General features: G+C 73.2%; 17 protein-coding genes and 1 pseudogene. 12 read left to right on the top strand and 6 right to left on the bottom strand.

Features of this window, described 5'->3' with window-relative positions; genetic code table 11:
- The first annotated feature begins 91 nt into the window (after positions 1-91).
- The 4 genes and pseudogenes from ACICHK_RS40695 to ACICHK_RS40680 all read left to right on the top strand — a co-directional run bounded on the left by ACICHK_RS40695 (position 92) and on the right by ACICHK_RS40680 (position 1208).
- A complete protein-coding gene (locus ACICHK_RS40695; RefSeq protein WP_406841053.1) occupies positions 92-343 on the top strand; it encodes a hypothetical protein in 252 nt (83 codons plus the stop codon).
- A 64-nt stretch (positions 344-407) separates the two neighbouring features.
- Positions 408-623, top strand: a pseudogene (locus ACICHK_RS40690) (glycosyl transferase family 28); the annotation flags it as partial.
- A gap of 29 nt (positions 624-652) precedes the next feature.
- Positions 653-979 carry a hypothetical protein gene (locus ACICHK_RS40685; RefSeq protein WP_406841052.1) on the top strand — a complete coding sequence of 109 codons (327 nt, stop codon included), beginning with the start codon at positions 653-655 and terminating at the stop codon, positions 977-979.
- A 22-nt stretch (positions 980-1001) separates the two neighbouring features.
- Positions 1002-1208 carry a hypothetical protein gene (locus tag ACICHK_RS40680; RefSeq protein WP_406841051.1) on the top strand — a complete coding sequence of 69 codons (207 nt, stop codon included), beginning with the start codon at positions 1002-1004 and terminating at the stop codon, positions 1206-1208.
- Positions 1209-1267: 59 nt separating this feature from the next.
- Here ACICHK_RS40680 and ACICHK_RS40675 read toward each other — a convergent pair whose 3' ends face one another.
- Both ACICHK_RS40675 and ACICHK_RS40670 read right to left on the bottom strand, forming a co-directional pair.
- Positions 1268-2809, bottom strand: coding sequence for an alpha/beta fold hydrolase (locus tag ACICHK_RS40675; protein WP_406841050.1), 1542 nt, complete (start codon positions 2807-2809; stop codon positions 1268-1270).
- Positions 2810-2971: 162 nt separating this feature from the next.
- Positions 2972-3703 (bottom strand): gamma-glutamyl-gamma-aminobutyrate hydrolase family protein, encoded by a 732-nt coding sequence (locus tag ACICHK_RS40670; protein ID WP_406841049.1) that lies wholly within the window; start codon positions 3701-3703, stop codon positions 2972-2974.
- Positions 3704-4174: 471 nt separating this feature from the next.
- On the opposite strand from ACICHK_RS40670, the gene ACICHK_RS40665 reads away from it, so the two are divergent.
- The 4 genes from ACICHK_RS40665 (at position 4175) to ACICHK_RS40650 (ending at position 9927) form a co-directional block, all read left to right on the top strand.
- Positions 4175-5398, top strand: a complete 1224-nt coding sequence (locus tag ACICHK_RS40665) for a ParB/RepB/Spo0J family partition protein (protein WP_406841048.1) — start codon at positions 4175-4177, stop codon at positions 5396-5398.
- Between the two features lie 711 nt (positions 5399-6109).
- Positions 6110-6415 (top strand): 4Fe-4S dicluster-binding protein, encoded by a 306-nt coding sequence (locus ACICHK_RS40660; RefSeq protein ID WP_406841047.1) that lies wholly within the window; start codon positions 6110-6112, stop codon positions 6413-6415.
- The gene (locus ACICHK_RS40655; RefSeq protein ID WP_406841046.1) at positions 6412-8340 is read left to right on the top strand and encodes a hypothetical protein; all 1929 of its coding nucleotides are present in this window, start codon (positions 6412-6414) and stop codon (positions 8338-8340) included. Before ACICHK_RS40660 ends, ACICHK_RS40655 begins: the two co-directional genes overlap by 4 nt.
- A gap of 93 nt (positions 8341-8433) precedes the next feature.
- Entirely contained in the window at positions 8434-9927 is a 1494-nt protein-coding gene (locus tag ACICHK_RS40650) for a glutamine synthetase (protein ID WP_406841045.1), read from the top strand.
- A gap of 124 nt (positions 9928-10051) precedes the next feature.
- Here the strand turns inward: ACICHK_RS40650 and ACICHK_RS40645 are convergent, their stop codons facing one another.
- Complete coding sequence (locus tag ACICHK_RS40645; RefSeq protein WP_406841044.1) at positions 10052-11260, bottom strand: RNA-guided endonuclease InsQ/TnpB family protein; 1209 nt, start codon at positions 11258-11260, stop codon at positions 10052-10054.
- Positions 11261-11433: 173 nt separating this feature from the next.
- Between ACICHK_RS40645 and purB the strand changes: the two genes are divergently transcribed.
- The 4 genes from purB (at position 11434) to ACICHK_RS40625 (ending at position 15507) form a co-directional block, all read left to right on the top strand.
- Complete coding sequence (purB, locus tag ACICHK_RS40640) at positions 11434-12720, top strand: adenylosuccinate lyase (protein WP_406841043.1); 1287 nt, start codon at positions 11434-11436, stop codon at positions 12718-12720.
- A 79-nt stretch (positions 12721-12799) separates the two neighbouring features.
- A complete protein-coding gene (locus ACICHK_RS40635) occupies positions 12800-13408 on the top strand; it encodes a GNAT family N-acetyltransferase (protein ID WP_387714439.1) in 609 nt (202 codons plus the stop codon).
- Positions 13405-14448: a C45 family autoproteolytic acyltransferase/hydolase gene (locus ACICHK_RS40630; protein ID WP_406841042.1), complete on the top strand. Its 1044-nt coding sequence runs from the start codon at positions 13405-13407 to the stop codon at positions 14446-14448. Before ACICHK_RS40635 ends, ACICHK_RS40630 begins: the two co-directional genes overlap by 4 nt.
- Positions 14449-14580: 132 nt before the next feature.
- Positions 14581-15507, top strand: a complete 927-nt coding sequence (locus ACICHK_RS40625; protein WP_406841041.1) for a winged helix-turn-helix domain-containing protein — start codon at positions 14581-14583, stop codon at positions 15505-15507.
- Positions 15508-15612: 105 nt separating this feature from the next.
- On the opposite strand, the gene pcaB is transcribed toward ACICHK_RS40625, so the two are convergent.
- The 3 genes from pcaB to ACICHK_RS40610 all read right to left on the bottom strand — a co-directional run bounded on the left by pcaB (position 15613) and on the right by ACICHK_RS40610 (position 20830).
- Positions 15613-17055, bottom strand: a complete 1443-nt coding sequence (gene pcaB / locus ACICHK_RS40620) for a 3-carboxy-cis,cis-muconate cycloisomerase (protein WP_406841040.1) — start codon at positions 17053-17055, stop codon at positions 15613-15615.
- A complete protein-coding gene (locus ACICHK_RS40615; protein WP_406841038.1) occupies positions 17052-19079 on the bottom strand; it encodes an FAD/NAD(P)-binding protein in 2028 nt (675 codons plus the stop codon). Before ACICHK_RS40615 ends, pcaB begins: the two co-directional genes overlap by 4 nt.
- A gap of 278 nt (positions 19080-19357) precedes the next feature.
- Positions 19358-20830 (bottom strand): FAD-dependent monooxygenase, encoded by a 1473-nt coding sequence (locus tag ACICHK_RS40610; RefSeq protein ID WP_406841037.1) that lies wholly within the window; start codon positions 20828-20830, stop codon positions 19358-19360.
- Positions 20831-20937 lie beyond the last annotated feature (107 nt).

The raw sequence follows: 20937 nt of genomic DNA, 5'->3' as shown, positions 1-20937 counted from the left end.
CAGGCAGGGCAGAGAAGAGAATTCCATTGCCCCCATTTGAAAGGAGCTCGTCGTGCGAGTTCTCGTCGTACCGTTTCCCTGAAACGCGCATGTGTTCAACCTGGTGCCGCTGGCGTGGTCGCCGGGGACGGCCGGGCACGAGGTGCGGGTGGCCTGCCGGCCGGATCTGCTCGACGCCGTCACCTCGGCCGGGCTGACGGCGGTGGGTGTCGGTCCCGGCGAGACGTCGAAGGTGCGCAGGCAGCGGGACCGACGCCGGACGTCCGACCTGCCGCCGCGGAACGGCCCCCGCAGCAGGGACTCGACCCGTTGTCCGGCATACGGCCAAACCCCGAGCGGCTGAGCTGGGAGCAGGCCGCCAGAGTTACGACCTGGTGCTTCCGCAGGCGCGGCGGTCCGACGACTCGATGCCGGAGGACCTGGTCGCCGTGGCCCGGGCCCGGCGGCCGGACCTGGTGCTCTGGGATGCCAAGGCGTTCGCGGGAGCGGTGGCCGCCGAGGCGGTGGGCGCGGTGCACGCCCCGGTGCTGTACTCCGTCGGCGTCCACACCCGCCTGCGCACGGACTTCCTGCACGCCAAGGCCCTGCAGCCGCCGGAGCAACGCACCGACGCGATGCGGGACTGGCCGGCGGACGGGCGGGCAGGTACGGCGTGGAGTTCTCCGGGGACCTGGTCGACGGCCGGTTCACCCTCGCCCCGCCCCCCGAAGCCTTCCGGCCCGACGCGTGGCCGGCCACCCTGCCCGTGCAGTTCGTTCCCCGCAACGGCCCGGCCGTCGTGCCCGGGTGGCTCGCGGTGCCGCCGCCGGCACCGCGGATGCCGATGACGTTCGGCGGCTCGGTCGACGACGGGCCGGCCCGGCTTCCGCTGCCCGTCGAACGCCTCCAGGAGATCCTCGACCCGGTGGCGGACCTGGAGCGGAAAGAAGCCGCTGCACGTACGCATCTGGTGGTGCGAAGGCTGCGGTACCGAACATGATCGCGACTCCAACGCGTCGCGAGTGATCCTCGCCGCCGGACAGGTGGTCACCACCGGCAGCCAGAGGGGAATCCCCGCCCTTAAGGGCGGGGAGGACGTCAAGGGCGCACTGTCCGACCTCGCGGGCCCGCTGCCCGCGGCCTTCGTGGTCGCCGGCGTCACGGTCCTGGCCACCGTTGCGACCGCGGCCACCGGGCAGGCCTGGAGAAGACGTCTGCGCAACGCATGACCACGACGGAGACGGCGGGCCCCGCACGGTGGTCCGTGCGGGGCCCGGCCGATGACGGATCAGGCCGCCGGCGGCACCGGGTCCGCGGCCGCCTGGCAGGTGGCGTCGATGCCCCACGACGCGGTGGGACGGGTGCCGTCCCTCAGGTAGTCGCTGACGTAGGCGTTGAGGCAGGGGTTGTTGTTCGCCGACAGTGCCGAGCCGACGTTGTGGCCGCCCGACTCCATGATGAGACGGGAGTTGGGGAACCGGACCCGCATGTCGAGAGCGCCGAACATCCCGTGTGCGTTGTCGTACTGCGGCTGCACCAGCAGGATGTCGGCGCTGGTGCCGCCGACCCGAGCCGGGGCCTGGGCCGGCACCGGCCAGAACGCGCACGGCGCGGCGTACCAGCCGTTGCTCCAGGTCAGGAGGTGGTTTCCGGCGGCGTACTGGCCGCTGAGGGTGGCGCTCCACACCTTCCAGTCCTTCGGCCACCGGCCTTCGGTGCAGTTGACCGCGTTGGTCATCGCGACGCGGTTCTGCTGCGGGAAGCCCGGGGTCGGGGAGTCGGCGCGCAGCGCCGTCGCGTCACCGCGCACCACGAAGTCGGAGAGTATCTTCGCGCGGCTCACCCAGGTCCAGCTGCGGTAGACGACCTGCTCGAAGACGTTCGCCCACTCGCCCGGCCCGATCCTGCCGTCGACCGGCGCCGCACGGAGGGCGTCCTGGCCCTTGTAGTAGTTCGCCTCGACCTCGTCGGCGGTCGTGCCCAGGTGGTAGACGGAGTCGTACCCGGCGACCCAGGCGAAGAACAGCCCGGCGTTCTGCTCGGACGTGATGTTCTTGGACATCTGGTTCCGGTACCCCACGCCGCTGGGGCTGGGCACGCTGTCGAGCACCATGCGCTTGACCCGGGTCGGGTACATCGTCGCGTAGACCGAGCCGAGGTAGCCGCCCCAGTCGATGCCGTAGTAGGTGATCTGCTCCTGGCCGAGGGCGATCCGCATCCGGTCGAGGTCGCGCGCGGAGTCCTTGGTGGTGAAGTGGTCGAGGAGGTCGCCGTACTTGTCACCACAGCTCTTGGCGTACGCCTTGGCCTTGGCCACGGCGTTCTGCTCGTCCGCGGCCGTCTTCGGCACGGGGTCGGCCAGCATCGGGTTGATGTACGACGGGTCGCACACGATCGCCGGCTCGCTGGCCCCGACGCCGCGCGGGTCGAAGCCGATCCAGTCGTAGGCGGCGCCGACGTCCTTGGCCAGCCCGGTCGTGCCCTTGGCGTACCGGGTGGGCATGTCGCGGCTGATCGGGCCGGGCCACTGGCCGCGGTGCAGCAGCACGACGCCCTTGTACTGGTCGTCGGTGACGGTGTGCTTGGCGCGGGTCAGTGCCAGCTTGATCTTCTGGCCGTTGGGCCGGGCGTAGTCGAGCGGGACCTCCAGCGAGCCGCACTCCAGGCCCTTGAGCAGCGTGCCGAGGTTCGGGTCGGTGTCGGGACACGGCGACCAGGCGATCGTCCCCGTGTCCGACGCGGTGGCCCCCTCGGCCGCCGCCACGGGGGTGACGGCCGGGACCGACAGGCCGATCACGATCACCGCATTCACCAATGCGAGCTTTTTCATGGATACCCCTTCTGGATGCACGGCGCACACAGCGTGGCAAGGGGGTCTTTGAAGCGGCTCGAAACCCGCTGGAGTCGGGAATGGACCGATGAGCGGGCCGCGGAGCGACGGGGAGGCCCGCCCGGGGTGGGGCACGTTCGGTGATCGCCGAAGATCTGCGGTTCAGCGTTTGGCGGCGTGCACGAGTGCGTGGTGAAGTCGTTGGTCGGGGGTGAATCCCGCTTCCCACTGCACGCCGACGGCGAAGGGGCGATCCGTGACCTCGACGGCCTCGACGGTGCCGTCCTGCGCCCAGCCGGTGGCGGTGAGTCCGGCACCGAGCCGGTTGACCCCCTGGTGGTGATGACAGGCCGTCACCGGCGCGTCCTCGTCGAGGACACCGGCGATCCGGCTGCCCGGCTCCAGCTTCAACGGGTGGGAGCCGAGGGTGAAGGACGGCGTGTTCGGGCGGTGGCCGTCGTGGCCCGTGACCTCGGGCAGGTGCTGGTGCAGCGTGCCTCCGTGCAGCACGTTGAGCAACTGCATGCCGCGGCAGATGCCCAGCACGGGCAGCTCGGCGTCAAGTGCCGCCCGGATCAACGCCAGTTCGGCGCGGTCGGCTTCCGGGGTCACCGCCCGCGTGCCGGGGTGCGGGTCCTCGCCGTACAGCGCCGGATCCACATCGGGGCCGCCCGGGATCAGCAGGCCGTCGATCCGGTCCGCCATGGCCTCGACGCCGGGCAGCAGCGGAAGCAGCAGGGGTGTGCAGCCCGCCGCGGTCAGGAAGGCCAGGTGGGACTGGAGCGCGAAGCTGACGACCATGTCGCTGCCCTGGAACGTGACCGGCGCGGTCCGCGCACAGATCCCGATCACCGGCCGCCGCGTGCTCGCCGGACCGTTCACGAATGATTTCATGGCCACCTTCATGGATTTCCGGGTTCAACTGAGGAAAGTAGGCAGATGCAACATCCGCTTCGGCGGAGGGTCATAGCGGCAATAAAGTAGCCGTACACGTAATGCGGCGGCCATCGTTCAGAACCCGGCGGGCCGACGCCTGCTGAACGAAATGGCCTTCCTGATATCACAGTCGGGACCCCTCTTGCCCGCGCCGTGGTTCACCGTCTCCCCCGGCACACTCACGCGAAGGTGTGCGGAAGGCATCCGACCGCCTCGCCGCACCGGCCCGCCGCAGGTCCGCCCCCATGGCCCGCCGGGATGCTCGCACTCCGGGCGGCCGCTCTGCCGGTCGTCGCCGCAGTGGGTGTTTGCCGGTCCGGCGGACATCCGCCGTCCTGCATTTCCAGGAAGCCTCGATCCCCCCTCAACTACGGCTGGAGCCCCTCCTGCGACGCTCATCGGCAGCGGCGGCAGAGAGGAAGTGAAGGAATGGCTCAGAGCAGCGCGCAGGCCATCTTGATCACGAACGCGTTCGGCTCCGTCGGGACGGAAGACGTCGACGCGTCGGCCCGCAGCGAATTCGATCTGAAGAACCTCGAGCAGCTTCCCGCCCGCGACGTCCTCGTCAACATGTTGTCGGCGGGCATGTCCCTGCGCCAAAGCGGCACGGACGCCGCGCACATCCGGCTTCTCGCCGACGCGGCAGGCTCGGTGGAGCTGCCGCCCATCCTGGTCCAGATCGACGGCTACCGCGTCATCGACGGCCTGCACCGGCTGGAGGCCGCCAAGCTGCGCGGCGACAGCAGCATCAGGGCGCGCTTCGTCGACTGCTCGAACTCCGAGGCGCTCGTCATCGCCATGAAGGCGAACGGCTCGCACGGACTGCCCCTGTCGAGGTCCGACCGCATGTCCGGAGCCCAGCGTGTCCTGAGTTCCCACCCGGACTGGTCCGACCGCGCCGTCGCCCGCATCACCGGGCTGAGCGCGAAGACGATCGCGTCGCTGCGCGAGAAGTCGGGTGAGGCGACACCGCTCGACGGCAAGCGCATCGGCCAGGACGGCAGACGGCGTCCGGTGGGCCCGGGCGAGGGCCGGCTGCGGGCCGCCGAGTACATCGCCGCGCACCCGGACGCCCCGCTCCGTCAGGTCGCCCGGGAGACCGACGTGTCGCTCGGCACGGTCCACGACGTGAGCGCCCGGCTGCGGCGCGGCGAAAGCCCCGAGCGCAGCGGCCGCCGGACACCCGACGCGGCGGCGCAGCCCCTGCGATCCGTCCGTCCCGTCCACCCTGTCCAACCCGTGCAACCCGTGCAACCCGTGGGGTCCGTACGGCTTTCCGGGGAACCTTCGCGGCCCGTCCCGGCGGTTCCCGGCGGCGCGGATCGCGACGGCGCGGCCCATGTGCCGCTGCGGATGGCATCGGGCATCGACGGCGCGCCGCAGCGCAGGAACCACACCGACGAGATTCCGGCCTGGACGACGGTGGCGGCGAAGATGGCCGCCGATCCCACCATCCGCTACACCGCGGGCGGCCGGGAGTTCCTCCGCTGGATGCAGACGCACGCCGCCGAACCGGACGACGGCTGGCGGGAGCTGGTCGACGCGGTTCCGGCCCACTGGCTCGGCGTCATCGCCCCGATCGCCGAGCGCATCGGCAAGGAATGGAGTCTGCTCGCCGAGGGGCTCAAGACCAGGCAGGACTTGATGCCGTGAACTGCGGGCACGCCCGTCACGGCACCGGTGCCGCGGACACCGGCCAAAGGCGGCCCGCGGCCCGGGGCCGGTCGTTTGCACCCTGACGCGGGGTGGCGGACGCACACCCGGCGGCCGGCACGAAGACGACCGGGGGCACGAGCCCGGGCAACGCCGGCAGGACCGGCGGATCGGCCGGCCGGCCCGGGCACAGCCGCACCCCCGCGCTTGCGACGCCGTCGGCAGTCACCGTCACGGACATCACGCCGCGCCCCGACGGGCGGGGTCCGGCGGGCCCCCCGGTTCCGCGCCGGCCGGAGGAACCGGCCGGGGGACACTGCGACGCCGGCCGTGAAGCAGTTCGTGAACGGGCCGAGACCGTTGTGTCCGATGGGTCCGACCGGGCGGGAACCCTCGGTGATGCTCGTCGAGGTCTTCTCGATCGGCCGCCGGACAGGCCTCGTGGACGCGGACCGCGGCCAGGAACCTGCCGGGTGCCGTGCACGCATCGCGCCCGGCTTGAGTGACGCCGGCGATCCGGAGCCGTCAGTTCCACGAAACGCTCCTGCCCCCGGGCGTGACGGCGTCCCGGGTGTGCCGCTCCAGCACGCCCCGACCGGGGTTCAGGAGTTGGTCGAGAGGAACCCCGGATGCTCGAAGCGTCCGTTCGATCCGTCATCGACACGACGCCTGAGGGGTCTCATGCCCGTGGAAAGCAACACTCCGTCAGATGTGCCGTCCGGGCGAGACCTGCGGATCGCCACGCGCAGCCGCGCCGACAACTGGACCAAGCCCCCGCGCCGCATCGAGACGTCCGAGTGCATCACCTGCGACAGCTGCCTGCGCGGCTGCCCGGAACAGTTCGGCGCGATCTTCGACCGCGGGCTCGACGTCGTGATCGTCCCCGAGCTGTGCTCGGGCTGCCCCGTCTGCGTCCTGGAGTGCCCGGTCGACTGCATCTACGTCGACGCGGACTGGACGCCCACCGACGACGCGATGTGGAGCCACATCGCACTCACCGGGGAAGGTATCGCATGACCGCGCCCGTGGACCGCGAAGGCTCCCGTCGAGCCGCCAACTCCCGCAAGCGCCAGAGCCGGCGGCCCAGCCGCCTGGGCCTGGCGGCGGGCACCACGCCCAAGCCGGACCGGGTACGCGAGGAGGACGCCGGGTTCCCCGGGCTGCTGGCCCGGGTGTGGCAAAAGGCCTCGGCCGCCGCCGACCTGCGCGCGGCCCTGGACACCCTGCTCACGCTCGACGGACACGTGCCCGCGGAGGTCCAGGAGGGCGCCCTTCGCACCGCGGACGCCGCCGCTCTGAAGGTCGTCGCCGGTCTGTCCGCGGACGCACGCGAGGCGGCCGGAGCCGTCGCGGATTCCGCGGAGCGCACCGTGTTCCTCGGTGAGATCGGCCTGACCACCGGCGGCCGGGTCGTCGTCCGCGTTCCCTCCCAGCAGCCGCTCGCCAAGCAGCACACGCTGGTCGCCGGCGTGCTGCGGGTCCCATGGACCGCGCGGCACCTGGACGAGTACCGGCGCGAGGTGACGACGGCTCAGGAGCGGCTGGACCGCGACGCGGCCGACAGCCGCCGCTGGCTGGCCGAGCAGGGCAGCGAGGGGCGCGAGGCGCTGCTGGCGCAGCTGACCGAGGGCGCCCAGCGCACCGCCCCCTTCATGCTCTACATCGAGGACAAGCAGTACACGAACTTCCGCGACACCAACACGGTCGTGGGCAAGACGCTGTGGCCGGGCCACCCGGACTGCGTGTTCGCCGGCCTGGCCGGCCTGCCGCTGGAGCTGTGGTCGGACCACGACGCCCTGCTGGTCGTGGGCATCAGCCTGCTCATCCGCTCGGCCGGGTACGGCCGCATCGAAGAAGTCAACGGCTCGCAGCTCACCCCGCGGAACGTGGGCCGGCTGCTGGAGCGCACCCGCCGCAACTACAACGAAGCCCTGGGCGGGGAGAAGATCCCCGCGGCCGGTCCCGACGCCGGCATCGACGCGCTGATGGCCCTGGCCACGGGGCTGGGCGCGCACCGCCCGGAGGTGGCCCGCACCGTCCAGCTGTACCGGGAGATCCACGGCGCCCTGATCCACAAGGTGGAGAAGGTGGCGGCCCCGCACGGCGAGGTGGCCGCGGAGCGGGACCGGCAGGTCACCGGCCATCTGCGCGCCACGCTGCCCGTGGTCGGCGACCGGCTGGCCGAGCTGCGGCTCGCCGACGACACCGGCCCGGCCTGGCTGGCCCGCCCCTACGGCGAGTTCGGCACCGGTCTGGAGGCGGTGGTGTACGAGGCGGTCGCCGCCACCACCGCCGCGTTCGGGGCCGACTTCTCGATGAGCCGCGGTATCCGGTCGCTGCCGGGGCTGGTCCGCGCGCTGCGCGCGGAGGCCTGGGACGAGATCAGCGCCTGGGGCATCACGGACTTCTTCTGCTGCGTGGTCCCCGCGCAGGAGGCCCGGCGGCACTACGGCGACTCGCTCGCCACGCTCGCCGACACCGCCTGGGCGATGTCCTCGCGCATGCAGTACAACTCCTGGCACTTCATCGCCGGCAACCTGCCGCGGACCTCGAAGGTCCTGGAGCGCGACCACTTCGTGCCGCCCACCATCCCCGACATCGCCCACTTCTCCGACCAGCACCACCACGGGCACGTCAACAACATGGTGCGCTTCACGATCCGCAGCCCCCACCCGGTCGAGGTGTGCGGCCGGCCCTTCGACGGATTCGTGGACCTGCGCATCGTCCGCGCCGACGGGGAGCCGTACACCGAGCAGGAGATGCTCGCGGCGCACCAGGTGGCCGCCTTCATCGCCCGGATGACGCAGCGGGCGGCCGCGCTCGCCGAGCAGGGGGAGCAGGCCGCTGTGACGGCCTTCGACTCGGCCTGGCACTGGAGGTCCATCACCGGCACCCCGGCCGGGGGGGCCGCCCCGGAGCCGCCCCGGTCCCAGGTCGCCTAGCCGACGCCCCGCCGGCCGGCCGCCGGCCCGCGGGGACCTCTGACGCCCCTGACACGCCCCCCGTCGGCCTCCTGACGAAAGGACGCTCCCGTCGTGTATTCCAGATCATGGTCGACCCCTGCCACGGAGGGCAGCGTCGGGAGCCACGCGTTCGTCACCGAACACGGGCTGTGGGACGAGGCCCGCTCGGCGGCCGCCGAGCGGATCGAGGCGGGTCTCGAGGGGATCGACCTCGTCCGTCTGGTGTGGGGCGACCCGCACGGCCTGGTGCGCTCCAAGACGCTGACCGCCCGCACCTTCGGCGGGGTGCTGCGCAACGGCATGAACTACAGCCCCGGCCCGTTCCTGAAGGACACGGCCTGCACCACGGCGGTGGACTACCGGGGCGAGCACGGCATCGGCGTCGAGGAGATCGCCGGCCTGGGCAACTTCGTGCTGGTGCCCGACCCGCTGACCTTCCTGGTGCTGCCCGGCGAGGGGGCGTGCACGGCCTGGGTGATCGGCGACGAGTACCTGCGCGACGGCCGCCCCCACCCGCTGTCCTCGCGGCACGTGCTGCACCGGGTGCTGGACCGCTACGCCGGCCGCGGGCTGACGCCCGTGCTCGGCCTGGAGGTCGAGTGGTACCTGGCGCGCCGCCTGGACGACGAGCCGGGCAACGAGGGCAACGGCTTCGGCCTGCAGGGCCCGGCCCCGCGGGTGGCCGCGATGAACGCGGGCTACCAGTTCAACCTGGACGCCGCCTACGACACGGTCGCCCCGGTCACCGACCCGCTGGCCCTGGCCCTGCTCGGCCTGGGGCTGCCGGTGCGGTCGATGGAGCACGAGATGGGCCCCGGGCAGGTGGAGACCACGTTCGACCCCATGTCGGCGCTGGACACGGCGGACGCCATGCTCTTCTTCCGCGTCTTCACCAAGCGCTGGTGCGCGGCCCGGGGCCTGCACGCCTCGTTCATGTCGCAGCCGGCGATCGCCGGGGCGGACCCGAGCGGCTGGCACCTGAACCAGTCCGTCCTGGAGACGGCCACCGGCCGCAACATCTTCAGCGCCGAGGGCCTCTCGGCGGGGCTCTCCCCCACGAGCAAGGCGTACGCCGAGGGCCTGCGGGACTGGCTGCGCGACCTGTTCCTGCTGTCGGTGCCCACCGTCAACGGCTACCGGCGCCTGGGCACGCAGCACGCCCTGTCCCCGACCCGGGTGAGCCTGGGCCTGGAGTCGCGCACGGCCATGCTGCGCGTGGTCGGCTCGGGGGCCGGCGCGCACATCGAGAACCGCATCGGCGAGCCGAGCGCGAACCCGTACCTGAACATCGCCGCCCAGCTCTTCGCCGGCCTCGAGGGCCTCGAGGGGGGCTCGGCCGACGGACCCCGCCAGGGCTCGGACACCGTCCCGCAGTCCCTGCGCGAGGCCCTGGAGGCGTTCACGGCGGGCCGGGCCGCCCGGCTGCTGGGCGACCCGCTGGCCGCCTGTCTGGCCCGGCTCAAGGAGAGCGAGGTGCGCCGGTACGAGGCCTGGGCCCTGCAGGCCGCCCCGGTGCCGGGCCAGGTCACCGAGTGGGAGCAGCGCGAGTACTTCGCGGCCTTCTGACACCCCGCAACCCCTCCCGCGGGGTGGGCGCGCACCGCCACCCCACCGTCCGCCGCCCGCGGTGGCCGCCCCGCCGGCCACCACCACAACCCGACGAAGGCTGTCCCTTGACTTCCTCCCCCGCCTAAGGGCGGGGGATTCCAGCGGTCGCCCGCTGGGTTTCCTGCTTCACCGACGACTGCCCCGTCCGGGAGGACTCCCGTTGAGGTCTTACACCGTCTCCGCAGGCAGAAGCCGCCAGCCCGGCGGCCAGGATGTTGCGTGCCGCGTTCACGTCGCGGTCGTGCACCGCGCCGCAGCCGCACGTCCACTCGCGGACGTTCAGCGGCAGCTTCTCGCGGACCGCTCCGCAGCCCCCGCACAGCTTGCTGGAGGGGAACCAGCGGTCGATCACGACGAGTTCGCGCCCGTACCAGGCGCACTTGTACTCCAGCATGGAGCGCAGTTCCGTCCACGACGCATCCGAGACGGCGCGCGCGAGGCGGCCGTTCTTCAGCAGGTTGCGGACGCTCAGGTCCTCGATCACGACCGTTTGGTTCTCACGGACGAGCCGAGTGGACAGCCTGTGCAGGAAGTCGCGGCGCCGGTCGGCGATCCTGGCGTGGGCCTTGGCGACGCGACGGCGGGCTTTCTCCCGGTTCGCCGAGCCCTTCGCCCTGCGGGACAGCTCCCGCTGCGCACGGGCCAGGCGGGCGCGGTCACGCCGCTCGTGCCGGGGATTGGCGATCTTCTCGCTGGTGGACAAGGTCACCAGGGAGGTGATCCCGGCGTCCAGGCCGACTGCCGTGTCCGTGGCGGGGGCCGCAGTGATCGTGTCCTGGCACAGCAGGGACACGAACCAGCGGCCGGCCGCGTCACGGGACACCGTCACTGTGGTCGGCTCCGCCCCCTCGGGCAGCGGACGCGACCAGCGGATGTCCAACGGATCCGCCGTCTTCGCCAGCATCAGTTTCCCGTCACGCCACGTGAAGGCACTGCGGGTGTATTCGGCCGATGCCTTCGATTTCTTCCGGGACTTGAAGTGCGGGTACTTCGCACGCCTGGCGAAGAAGCTCCCGAACGCCGTCTGCAGATGGCGCAGCGCCTGCTGCAGCGGGACGCAGGACACCTCCGACAGGAAGGCCAGTTCCTCGGTCTTCTTCCACTGCGTCAGCGCGGCCGACGACTGCACGTAGGAGATCCGGCGCTGCTCGCCGTACCAGGCCCGCGTGCGCTCCTCCAGCGCCTTGTTGTAGACGAGGCGGACACAGCCGAACGTGCGCGACAGCTCGGCCGCCTGCTCGTCCGTGGGGTAGAAGCGGTACTTGAACGCCCGCTTGACCTGCCCTGTCACACCTCACATTCCTGTCAGTTCCGGATATCGGCGAGTGGCCGCAGACGCCAAATCGCCCAGGAGGCGATTCGCCTCTCTCCCTGCCCCGCTCCGCAGGAGCTTCGTTTCTCCCCCGCAAGCGGGAGGTACCCCCGCCCCGGTCTGAAGGCCGCGGTGTCCACGAAGGAAAACTGATGATTCCTCGCTTCACCCTGCCCGAGATGGCGCGCCTGTTCTCGGACGAGTACCGCTACGAGACCTACGTCCGCGTGGAGATCCTCGCGACCGAGGCACAGGTGCGGCTCGACCGCGTACCCGCCGCGGTCCTCGACGACATGCGCGCGGCCGCGGCCCCGCTGCCGTCCCGGGTCGTGGAGATCCAGAAGGAACGCGACCACGAGGTGATCTCCTTCCTGACCGCGTACACCGAGCAGATGCCGGAGTCCTCGGCCCGCTGGGTGCACCTGGGGATGACCAGCTACGACCTGGTCGACACGGCCCTCGGTTTCACCCTGGCCCAGGCCTGCGACGTCCTCCTCTGCGCCGGGCGGCGGCTGCGCGCGGTGCTGGTCGAGCGGGCCTTCGAGCACTGGGACACCGTGATGGTGGGCCGCACCCACGGCGTGCACGCCGAGCCCACCACCTTCGGCCACAAGCTGGGCGGCTACGCCTTCGCCGTCCAGCGGTCCCTGCAGCGGCTGGTGGCCGCCCGCGAGGCCGTCGCGGTGGGCACCGTCTCCGGCGCGGTCGGCACGTACTCGCTGATCGACCCGGCCGTCGAGGAGTACGTGTGCGAGCGGCTGGGCCTGGGCGTGGAGCCCTCCCCCAGCCAGGTCGTGGCCCGCGACCGGCACGCGCAGCTGATCCAGGCGGTGGCCGCGCTGGGCGCCTGCATCGAGCAGATCGCCCTGGAACTGCGGCTGCTGCAGCGCACCGAGGTGCGCGAGGTGGAGGAGCAGCGCGTCGAGGCCTACCAGGGCTCCAGCGCCATGCCGCACAAGGCCAACCCGACCGGCAGCGAGCTGCTGTGCGGACTGGCGCGGCTGCTGCGCGGGTACGCGAACATGGCGCTGGAGAACGTGGCGCTGTGGCACGAGCGGGACCTGGCCCACCAGGCGGTGGAGAAGGTGCTGCTGCCCGACGCGATGACCGTGGCGCACTTCCAGACGGTCAAGGCCGCCGAGATCCTGGAGAACCTGCGGATCAGTCCGGACCACATGCGCAACTCGCTGGCCGCCACCCACGGCCTGGTGTGCTCCTCGTCGGTGCTGGTGGAGCTGCTGGAGGCGGGCGTCGAACGCGACCAGGCCTACCGGGCGGTGCAGTCGGCGGCCCGCAAGACCGCCGAGTACGGGCAGAACTTCGGCGAGGCGCTGGCCGAGGAGGGCATCGAGACCAGCGCCCGGACGCCCGACGACTTCCTCGTCAACCACGGTGTGGTGCACACCCGGTTGGAGCAGCTTCGCAAGCTGGCTGAGTGATCACCGAGTGCTCTTGGAACGCTCTGCCCGGCCGTCCACACTGACCTTCTGTCCGCAACTCGCCACACGGAGCCCCCTTATGAGCTGGTCCGAGAAAGTCTCCACCACCCTGGAGAACGAACACGTCCTGCTGACCCCGATCGGCGAGGCCGACCGGGAGGGCGTCCGCGCGGTGGCCCTCGACCCGGAGATCTGGCGCTACTTCACCGTGGTCGTCGGCGACGACACCGACTTCGAGGCGTTCTTCGACTCCAACCTCGCCGAGCACACGGCCGGCCGCCGCGCCGTCTACGTGATCCGGGACAAGCACAGCGGCCGGATCGCCGGCAGCATGAGCCTGCTGAGCTTCGCCGAGAAGGACCGCCGGCTGGAGATCGGGGCCTCCTGGCTGGGCCACGACTTCCGCGGCAAGGGCATCAACCACTGGGCGAAACTGCTGCTGCTCCAGCACTCCTTCGAGGTGCTGGAGGCCGAGCGGGTGGAGTTCAAGACGGACCAGCTCAACGTCCAGGCCCGCAAGGGCCTGCGCAACATCGGCGCCACCGAGGAGGGCACCCTGCGCTCCTTCAACTACATGCCGGGCGGCCGCCGCCGCGACGCGGTCTTCTACAGCATCCTGCGCGCCGAGTGGCCGCAGGTGCTCGACGCCCTCTCCCACGGCCCGAAGAAGGCGGCCGCCTCCGCATGAGCGTCGCGTACGTCAAGGCCGCCGGCACCCCGTTCGAGCTGGGGCACGCCCACGGGGCGGCACTCGCCGGCCCGCTGCGGGCGTTCCTCGACGACGGCCTGGCACGGCTGGACCACCTCACCGACAGGCCGCTGACGTTCACCGGGCTGCTGCCGTCGATCTCCGCCTACCGGGCGGCGATCGCGGCGGCGGTCCCGGACCTGGCCGAGGAGGTGGCGGGGCTGGCCGCGGGGGCCGGGATCCGCGAGGACGAGGCGTGGCTGCTGCAGCTGCGCCGCGAGGTGATGGGCTACACCGGGGTGCCCACCGCCGGGGACTGCACGTCGTACGCGCGCACCGGGCCGATCGCCCGGCCGGTGCTGGCGCAGACGGTGGACCTCAACGCGGACATCGACAGCCACATCGCGGTGCTGTCGCTGGCCCGGGCAGGGGCGCCGCGCCGGGTGACGGTGCTCAGCTTCGCGGGCCTGCTCGGCTACCTGGGCATGAACAGCGACGGACTGGCCATCGGGCTGAACCTCGTGACCGACGGCCGGTGGCGGCCGGGAATCACCCCCTACCTGGCCATCCGCCACCTGCTGGACGGTGCCGGGAGCGTGGACGAGGCCCTGGAGATGCTGGCCGGGCTCACCCTGTCCAGCTCGCGCAACCTGGTGCTGTGCGACCGGCGGCGCGCGGTGTACGCCGAGATGTGCGGGACCGAGCTGCGGGTGACCGAGCCCGCCGCGCGGGAGGCCGTGCACACCAACCACTACCTGCACGAGGACTTCATCCCGCTCGACCGGCAGTCGGCCCCCGACCGGGTCAACTCCGACGAGCGGCTGGAGGCCGTGGCCAAGGGGCTGGCCGGACTCGGCCCGCAGGCCGCCCCGGAGGAGCACTTCGGCGTGCTGTCCCGGCCACCGGTCTGCATCGCCGCCCACGGGGACTTCCGCCTGGAGCGGACGGTGGCCTCCGTGGTCATGCTCCCCGGGGCGGGCGAGCTGCACCTGCGGGCGGGCGACCCCAACCACGGCGCCACCGAGGTGTTCACGGTGTGAGGGGGCGGGCGGGTGGCGAGCGGCCGGGCGGACCCTGGAGCGGCCCTGCACCAGGATTCGACCGCGCACCGCTAGCGTCGGCGCGGGAGGCGGCCGAACCGGTCCGGCCCCGCCACGACCCCCGGGGGAGGCATGAGTCAGGTTCAGGCGCAGGCACTGCCGGAGCACCAGACGTCCGCTCCACACCCCGAGCACGATGAGCCGCGGGCCCTCGCGCCGGTGCGGGAGGCGTGGCCGCCGCGCCCCGGATCCTCCGGCGCGTGGCCCCCCGGCCAGCACGCGCCCGGCCGCAGGAGCCCCGTCCAGAGCGGGCCCGGACCGGGCGCCCCCGGTCGGACGTCGCCCCGTGACGGACTGGGCAGGGCCGCGCCCCGGCCGGCGCCCGCGGTCTCCGGGCGCCGCATCCTGGTCGTGGGCGCCGACGCCGGGGACGGGCTGTCGCACCAGCTGCGCCGGCACGGCCACACCTGCACCGGGGCGGCCCACGGCGGCGCGGCCCTGCAGGCCTACGGCAGCGCCGATCTCGTCCTGCTCGACCTCGAACTGCCCGACCTGGACGGGCTGGAGGTGTGCCGGGCGATCCGGTCGGTCAGCCGGGTGCCGCTGATCATCGTCACCTCCCGCGAGTCCGAGATCGACTGCGTGCTCGGACTCCAGGCGGGCGCGGACGACTACGTCACCAGGCCCTTCGGGATCCGCGAGCTGATGGCCCGGATCGAGGCCGTCATGCGCCGCGTGCAGTGGCAGCCGGCCGCCGCCGCGGGCCCGGCCCAGGAGATCCTGCGGCACGGCCGGCTGCGCATCGAGGTGGGCTCCCGCGAGGTGAGCGTCGACGGCGCGCCGGTCACCCTCACGCGCAAGGAGTTCGACCTGCTGTGCCTGCTGGCGCAGCATCCCGACACCGTCGTTTCGCGCAGACAGCTGCTCCAGCAGGTGTGGGGCGACTCCTGGTCGCGCCGCACCGTGGACACCCATGTCAGCAGCGTGCGCGGCAAGCTGGGCGACCCCGGCTGGATCGTCACCGTGCGCGGCGTCGGCTTCCGCCTCGGCACCGTCTGACCCCCCGCCCCCGCCTCCCGCGCACCGGATCCCCGATGGGGCGCGGCCCTGCTGCCGCGGTGTCGCCGGCCCGGTGAACGGGCCGGCGACACCGCGGTCTTGTCCTCAGAGCACGCGGGCGGTACGGCCCACCGTCTTTCGGGGCGCCGGTGCCGAGCCGGCCAGCGCCCGGTCGACCAGCGGGCCGGCCGCACCGGTGTAGCCGGCCGGGTCGAGCAGCGCGGTCAGTTCCGCGGGCGTGAGCATCCCCCGCAGCGCGTCAAACTCCGCCAGCACGGCGGCCAGCGGGCGGGCGGTCTCGGCGGCCCGCAGCGACGCCCGGGTCAGCAGTTCCTTCGCGGCCGCCCTGCCCAGCTTCGGGGCGAGCACCGCGGAGACCCGCTCGGAGACGAGCCGCCCGCCGGTGGCCTCCAGGTTGCCGGCCATCCGCTCGGGGTTCACGGTGAGCCCGCGGACCAGTTCCACGGCGGTGTGCGCGGCCCCGCCGGTCAGCCGCAGCGCCTCGCGCAGCGGCTGCCACTCGGCGTGCCAGACCCCCGCCGACCGCTCGTCCTCGTGCGCCAGGCACTGCGCGAGGACGGCGGCCAGCGCCGGGACCTGGAGGGCGGCGGAGCGGATCAGCGTCGACAGGACCGGGTTGCGCTTGTGCGGCATCGCCGAGGAGGCGCCCCGCCCGGCCGCCGCCGGCTCGGCCACCTCCCCGATCTCGGTGCGGGCCAGCACCAGCACGTCGGCGGCGATCTTCCCCAGCGCCCCGGCGGTGTGCGCGAGGGCCGCGCCCAGGTCGGCGACCGGCGTGCGCAGCGCGTGCCAGGGGAGCACCGGTGCGGCCAGCCCGGTCTCGTCCGCGAACGCGGCCACCAGCTCGGCCAGGACGGCCGCCGGGTCGGCGTCGTCGCCCGCGTGCTGGAGGTAGCCGGCCAGCGTGCCGGCCGCGCCGCCCAGGGAGACCGGCAGGCCGCCCTCGGCCAGCGGCTCCAGCCGCTCGATGGATTCCAGGACCAGCTGGCGCCAGCCCGCCGCCTTCAGCCCGAAGGTGGTGGGTACGGCGTGCAGGGCGAGGGTGCGTCCCGCCATCGCCGTGTCCCGGTGGTCGGCCGCCAGGCCGGCGAGGGCGTCGGCCACCGCCCCGAGGTCCGCGACGATCAGCTTGAGGGCCCGGGTCGCCACCAGCATCGCGCCGGTGTCGAAGACGTCCTGGCTGGTGGAGCCGCGGTGCACGTACTCGGCCGCCTCCGGCGAGCGGGCCGCGACCCGCGCGGTGAGCGCCGCGACCAGGCCCACCACCGGATTGGCGGTCTCCCGCGAGGCCAGCGCCAGCTTTCTGGTGTCGAAGTCCGGGGCCCGGGCGGCGGCGGTGATCGCGGCGGCCGCCGCGGGCGGGACCGTGCCGCACCGCGCCTGGGCGCGGGCCAGCGCGGCCTCCGCGTCGAGCATCGCCTGGACCCAGGCCGCGTCGGCGACGGCGGCCTCGACGGGGGTGCCGGCCCGGACCGGGGACAGCAGCCCCGTGTCCGGGCCCGCGGGTCGGTCGGCGGCCCGGCTCACGCGACCGCTCCCGCACCCGCGTTGCCGGACAGCGCCCGCCCCGCCGCGACCGCCGGCGCCCCGGGCAGCCGCGGCGCGGGACGAGGCTCCGGCAGCGCCAGCACCGCCGCCGCGATGGCGTCGGAGTCCTCCAGCGTCACCGAGCCCACGCCCGGCCGGATGCCGGCCGCGGTCACCCAGTGCACGGCCTCGGTGGGCACCCCGTACGCGAACCGTCTGGGGTGCGGCGCCCCCTGCCCGTCGAGCAAGTGGTACGGGCGCTCCGTCACGGCCAGGCCGCCGGTCTCGTAGGACGAGCCGTCCGCGCCCGCGACGCGGTGGGTGCGGGCCTGACCGGTGCTCAGCAGCCGGTCCATGAGCGGATCGGCGGTGCGCCGCAGGTCGATCTCCGGCAGCCGGGCCTCGATCAGCACCGTGGCCCGCACCCGCAGGCCGGCGATGTCCGGGGAGGTGCCGACGAAGGCCGGGCCCGCGGGGTCGAGGGGGTCGGTGGCCACGTGCAGTCCCGGACCGGTCACGTCGAGGACGCCCGCGTCGATCAGGGCGGCCATCTCCTCGATGCGGGAGGCCGGCGGGCCGATCGACAGGTAGGCGTTGAGCGGCGTGTACCAGCGGTCGAGCTCGTCGCGGTGCGAGTCGGCGTCGAGGCCGCCGTGGTCGATCGCCAGGCGCAGTTCGTTGCGCAGGTCGCGCAGCAGGTCCAGGGCCGCCTTGAACGGGCCGCTGACGTTGCCCTCCCGGGCCCGGCGCACGTCCTCGTCGAGGTAGCCGCGCAGCCAGCCGCGGAAGGAGGCCAGGTCCCGGAAGGTCCGTTCGCCGTACGGCCGGGCGACCGTGTCCCAGTCCCAGCGCTCGTCGTCGCCGATGCCGGCCGCGGTGAGCAGTGCGTCCTCGGCAACGCCCTCACCGGCCCGCAGGAACGCCTGCGCGAAGGCGGCCACCACGGCCGGCTCCGCGCGCCGCGCGAGCAGCGTCTCGTAGTAGACGGTGCGCACTTCCTTGGAGATCAGCGGCCACAGTTCGGTGCCGAAGCGGATCGGCTCCCCGCCCCGCACCCGGGCGCGCAGGGCCGCCACGAAATCGGTGGTCAGCAGCCGCGGGTGGTAACGGCCGTGCGCGCCCTTCTCGTTCTCGCCGCGCGCCTGGTACGGCACGCCGCGGCGGGAGCCGGCGTACAGCCGCGGCTCGCGGCCCGAGGGGCGGTACACCAGGCGGCCGTCGACGCGCTCGAACAGCCCGCCGCGGGCGTGCGTGAACAGCGCCATGTAGTCGAAGAAGTTCAGGCCCAGGCCGCGCAGCAGCACCGTCTCGCCGGGGGCGACGGCGGACAGGTCGACGTCCGCCGGGTTGCCCGGCGCGATGTAGGTCAGCCCGTGCCGGCCGGCGTACGCGGCGAACTCCCGCTCCACATCGGTCGGCCGCACCGGCACGTGGCCCTGCGCGAGCACCACCGCGCCCAGGCCCGTCAGCCGGGTGCCGTCCTCCAGGAGCACGCTCTGCGCCCCGCCGGGGCCCGTGCCGGGCTCGGCGTCCTCCAGGGCCACGGCGCGCGAGGCATGCACGCGGACGGTGGTGTGCGCGGACGCGCTCGCGGTCACCCGGCCGAACACCCAGGTCAGGTACTGGCCGTACAGGGCGCGGGTGGGGTAGGTGTCCGGCCCCAGGTCCCGGGCCTCGGCGAGGGTCTCGTCGTCGTAGGGCGTGCCCGCTCCGGGCGTCAGGGCGCTGGGGCCCAGCGCCTTGGCCCACTGGTACAGGCTCGGCCCCTCCTCCAGCGGCCCTTCGATGGCCACACTGGCGTCGGTGTAGACCGTGACCTGGCAGGAGACGGTGTTCATCAGGAGGTGCCGGGACTGGGAGGGACGCCAGACCCGGCCGGAGCCCGGTGGGTCCGGTTCCACGATGTGCACGGTCAGCCGGTCCCAGCGGGGGGACTTGCGCTCCTGCGCACAGAGTCGTTCCAGTACGGACAGCCCGCGGGGTCCGGCGCCGACAAGGCACACTTCCATACGTCCGCTAGTCACGAAGCACTCCGCTCAGGAGACGGGGGACGGCTGGACCGCGGGGCCGGCGCGTCGGCCCCGCCGGTGTGCCTGCCCGGCCCGCCCCCGGGGGTCAGGGTGGTGTCCGCCAACGGTCGGTCCCGCCGCTCAACCAGTGCTCGGATCCGGGTGGAAGACCGGTCCCGGACCGGTCCCGGGCGCCGTCCGGGCCGCTCGGGCACGCGTACGGCGCCCCGCGGGAGCACCCCCCGCAGGGTGCGGGAGTGCTCCCGGGGGCGCCGGCGGAGTCGTCGGGCGTCTCAGACGGCGCCGAACCAGCGCTCCAGCGCCTCCTGCGGGCCGGCCTCGTCCGGGGCGGCCCAGGCGATGTGGCCGTCGGGGCGGACCAGCAGCGCGTGCGGGGCGTCCGGTGCGGCCTGCTCGCCCTGGGCCCAGTCGCCGGTGACCGTGTCCACCCGGTCGCCCCAGCGCGCCGCGGTGGCGCGCAGCGCGTCAAAGTCGGCCGCCGCGGGGGTCACGAACAGCACGCCGCGGGCCGGCTTGAGCAGGTCCCGCACGGTGGCGGGGCTGCCGTCGGTGAGCTTGAGCGGGGTGTCGGGGCGCAGCCGCAGGCCGAGCCACGGATGGCTGCCGGGGCCGACGTCGTAGCGCACGTCGAGGCCGGAGACCTGGCCGGCCAGGTGGCGGGCCACCGCGGCGTCCTGGACGAGTTCCTGCATGACCGCGCGCAGCGGTTCCATCTCCTCGCCGGAGAGGTAGAGCTTGGTCTGGGCGCGGGTGTTGCGCATGAGCAGCTCCCCGACCGGGTGCCGCTCGGCGTGGAAGGTGTCGAGCAGGCCCTCGGGCGCCCAGCCGTTGATGGTGGCCGCCAGCTTCCAGCCGAGGTTGACCGCGTCCTGCACGCCCACGCTCATGCCCTGCGCGCCGGCCGGCATGTGGATGTGGGTGGCGTCGCCGGCCAGCAGGATCCGGCCCTTGCGGTACCGGGCAGCCTGGCGGGTGGTGTCGGTGAAGGAGCTGACCCAGCGGACCTCGGCGTCGTGCAGGCGCTCGCCGGTCATGTCCTGCCAGGCGTCGGCGATGGTCTCGAAGGTGAGGCCGCTCTTGTCCTCCGGCGGCCGCAGCGACTCGTTGTGGATGACGATCCGGTGGACGCCGTCCTCCAGGTTGAAGGCCATGACCATGCCGCCGGGCACGCGCTCGCCGATGGGGCGCTGGCGTACGTCCGCGCCGACGATGTCGGCCATGTACATCCCGCGGGTGGGCTCCCAGCCGGGGAAGTCGATGCCGGCGAGCCGGCGGACGATGCTGCGCGCCCCGTCGCAGCCGACCAGGTAGCCGGCGCTCTCCTCGCCGCGGCCGGCGGGGCCCTCGTACTCGACGACGACGCCGTCCTCGCTCTCGCGAAAACCGAGCACCTCGTGTTCGCGGCGGATCTCGACGCCCAGCTCCTCCAGCCAGCCCTCGAGGATCTCCTCGGTGCGGTACTGCGGGATGCCGCGGACGCTGAAGTGGTTGTCGTCCAGCTTGGAGAAGTCGATGTGGACCCCGCCGAAGTGGCCCTGGGCCCATTCGACGTCGCCGAAGCGCTCCAGCAGGCCGCGCTGGTCGAAGACCTCGGCCGCGCGGCGGGTGAAGCCCACGCCGCGGGACTCGCCGCTGGGCGCGGGGAGCTTCTCGTAGACGACGACGTCCACGCCGCCCAGTTTCAGTTCGCCGGCGAGCATCAGCCCGACCGGCCCGGCGCCGACGATGATCGCGCCCTTTGCCATGTCCTACTCCTCAAACATCAGAGCTGCCGCGCAGGGGGCAGCGCCGGGTCGGCGTTGGTCGGCCGAGGAAGACCGGCAGGTACCGGCCGGTCGGCTCCGGTCCCTTG

It is taken from the genome of Streptomyces sp. AHU1 (assembly GCF_045343905.1).
In the GTDB taxonomy this organism is placed as follows: domain Bacteria; phylum Actinomycetota; class Actinomycetes; order Streptomycetales; family Streptomycetaceae; genus Streptomyces; species Streptomyces triticiradicis.
This window is presented reverse-complemented; position numbering and strand designations above follow the sequence as displayed.

What these genes read in the sequence shown, in the direction of transcription:
- ACICHK_RS40670 (WP_406841049.1), bottom strand. Translation starts at nt 3,703, where the DNA reads ATGAAATCATTCGTGAACGGTCCGGCGAGCACGCGGCGGCCGGTGATC.
- ACICHK_RS40635 (WP_387714439.1), top strand. Translation starts at nt 12,800, where the DNA reads ATGAGCTGGTCCGAGAAAGTCTCCACCACCCTGGAGAACGAACACGTC.
- ACICHK_RS40675 (WP_406841050.1), bottom strand. Translation starts at nt 2,809, where the DNA reads ATGAAAAAGCTCGCATTGGTGAATGCGGTGATCGTGATCGGCCTGTCG.
- ACICHK_RS40665 (WP_406841048.1), top strand. Translation starts at nt 4,175, where the DNA reads ATGGCTCAGAGCAGCGCGCAGGCCATCTTGATCACGAACGCGTTCGGC.
- ACICHK_RS40655 (WP_406841046.1), top strand. Translation starts at nt 6,412, where the DNA reads ATGACCGCGCCCGTGGACCGCGAAGGCTCCCGTCGAGCCGCCAACTCC.
- ACICHK_RS40625 (WP_406841041.1), top strand. Translation starts at nt 14,581, where the DNA reads ATGAGTCAGGTTCAGGCGCAGGCACTGCCGGAGCACCAGACGTCCGCT.
- ACICHK_RS40610 (WP_406841037.1), bottom strand. Translation starts at nt 20,830, where the DNA reads ATGGCAAAGGGCGCGATCATCGTCGGCGCCGGGCCGGTCGGGCTGATG.
- ACICHK_RS40630 (WP_406841042.1), top strand. Translation starts at nt 13,405, where the DNA reads ATGAGCGTCGCGTACGTCAAGGCCGCCGGCACCCCGTTCGAGCTGGGG.
- purB (WP_406841043.1), top strand. Translation starts at nt 11,434, where the DNA reads ATGATTCCTCGCTTCACCCTGCCCGAGATGGCGCGCCTGTTCTCGGAC.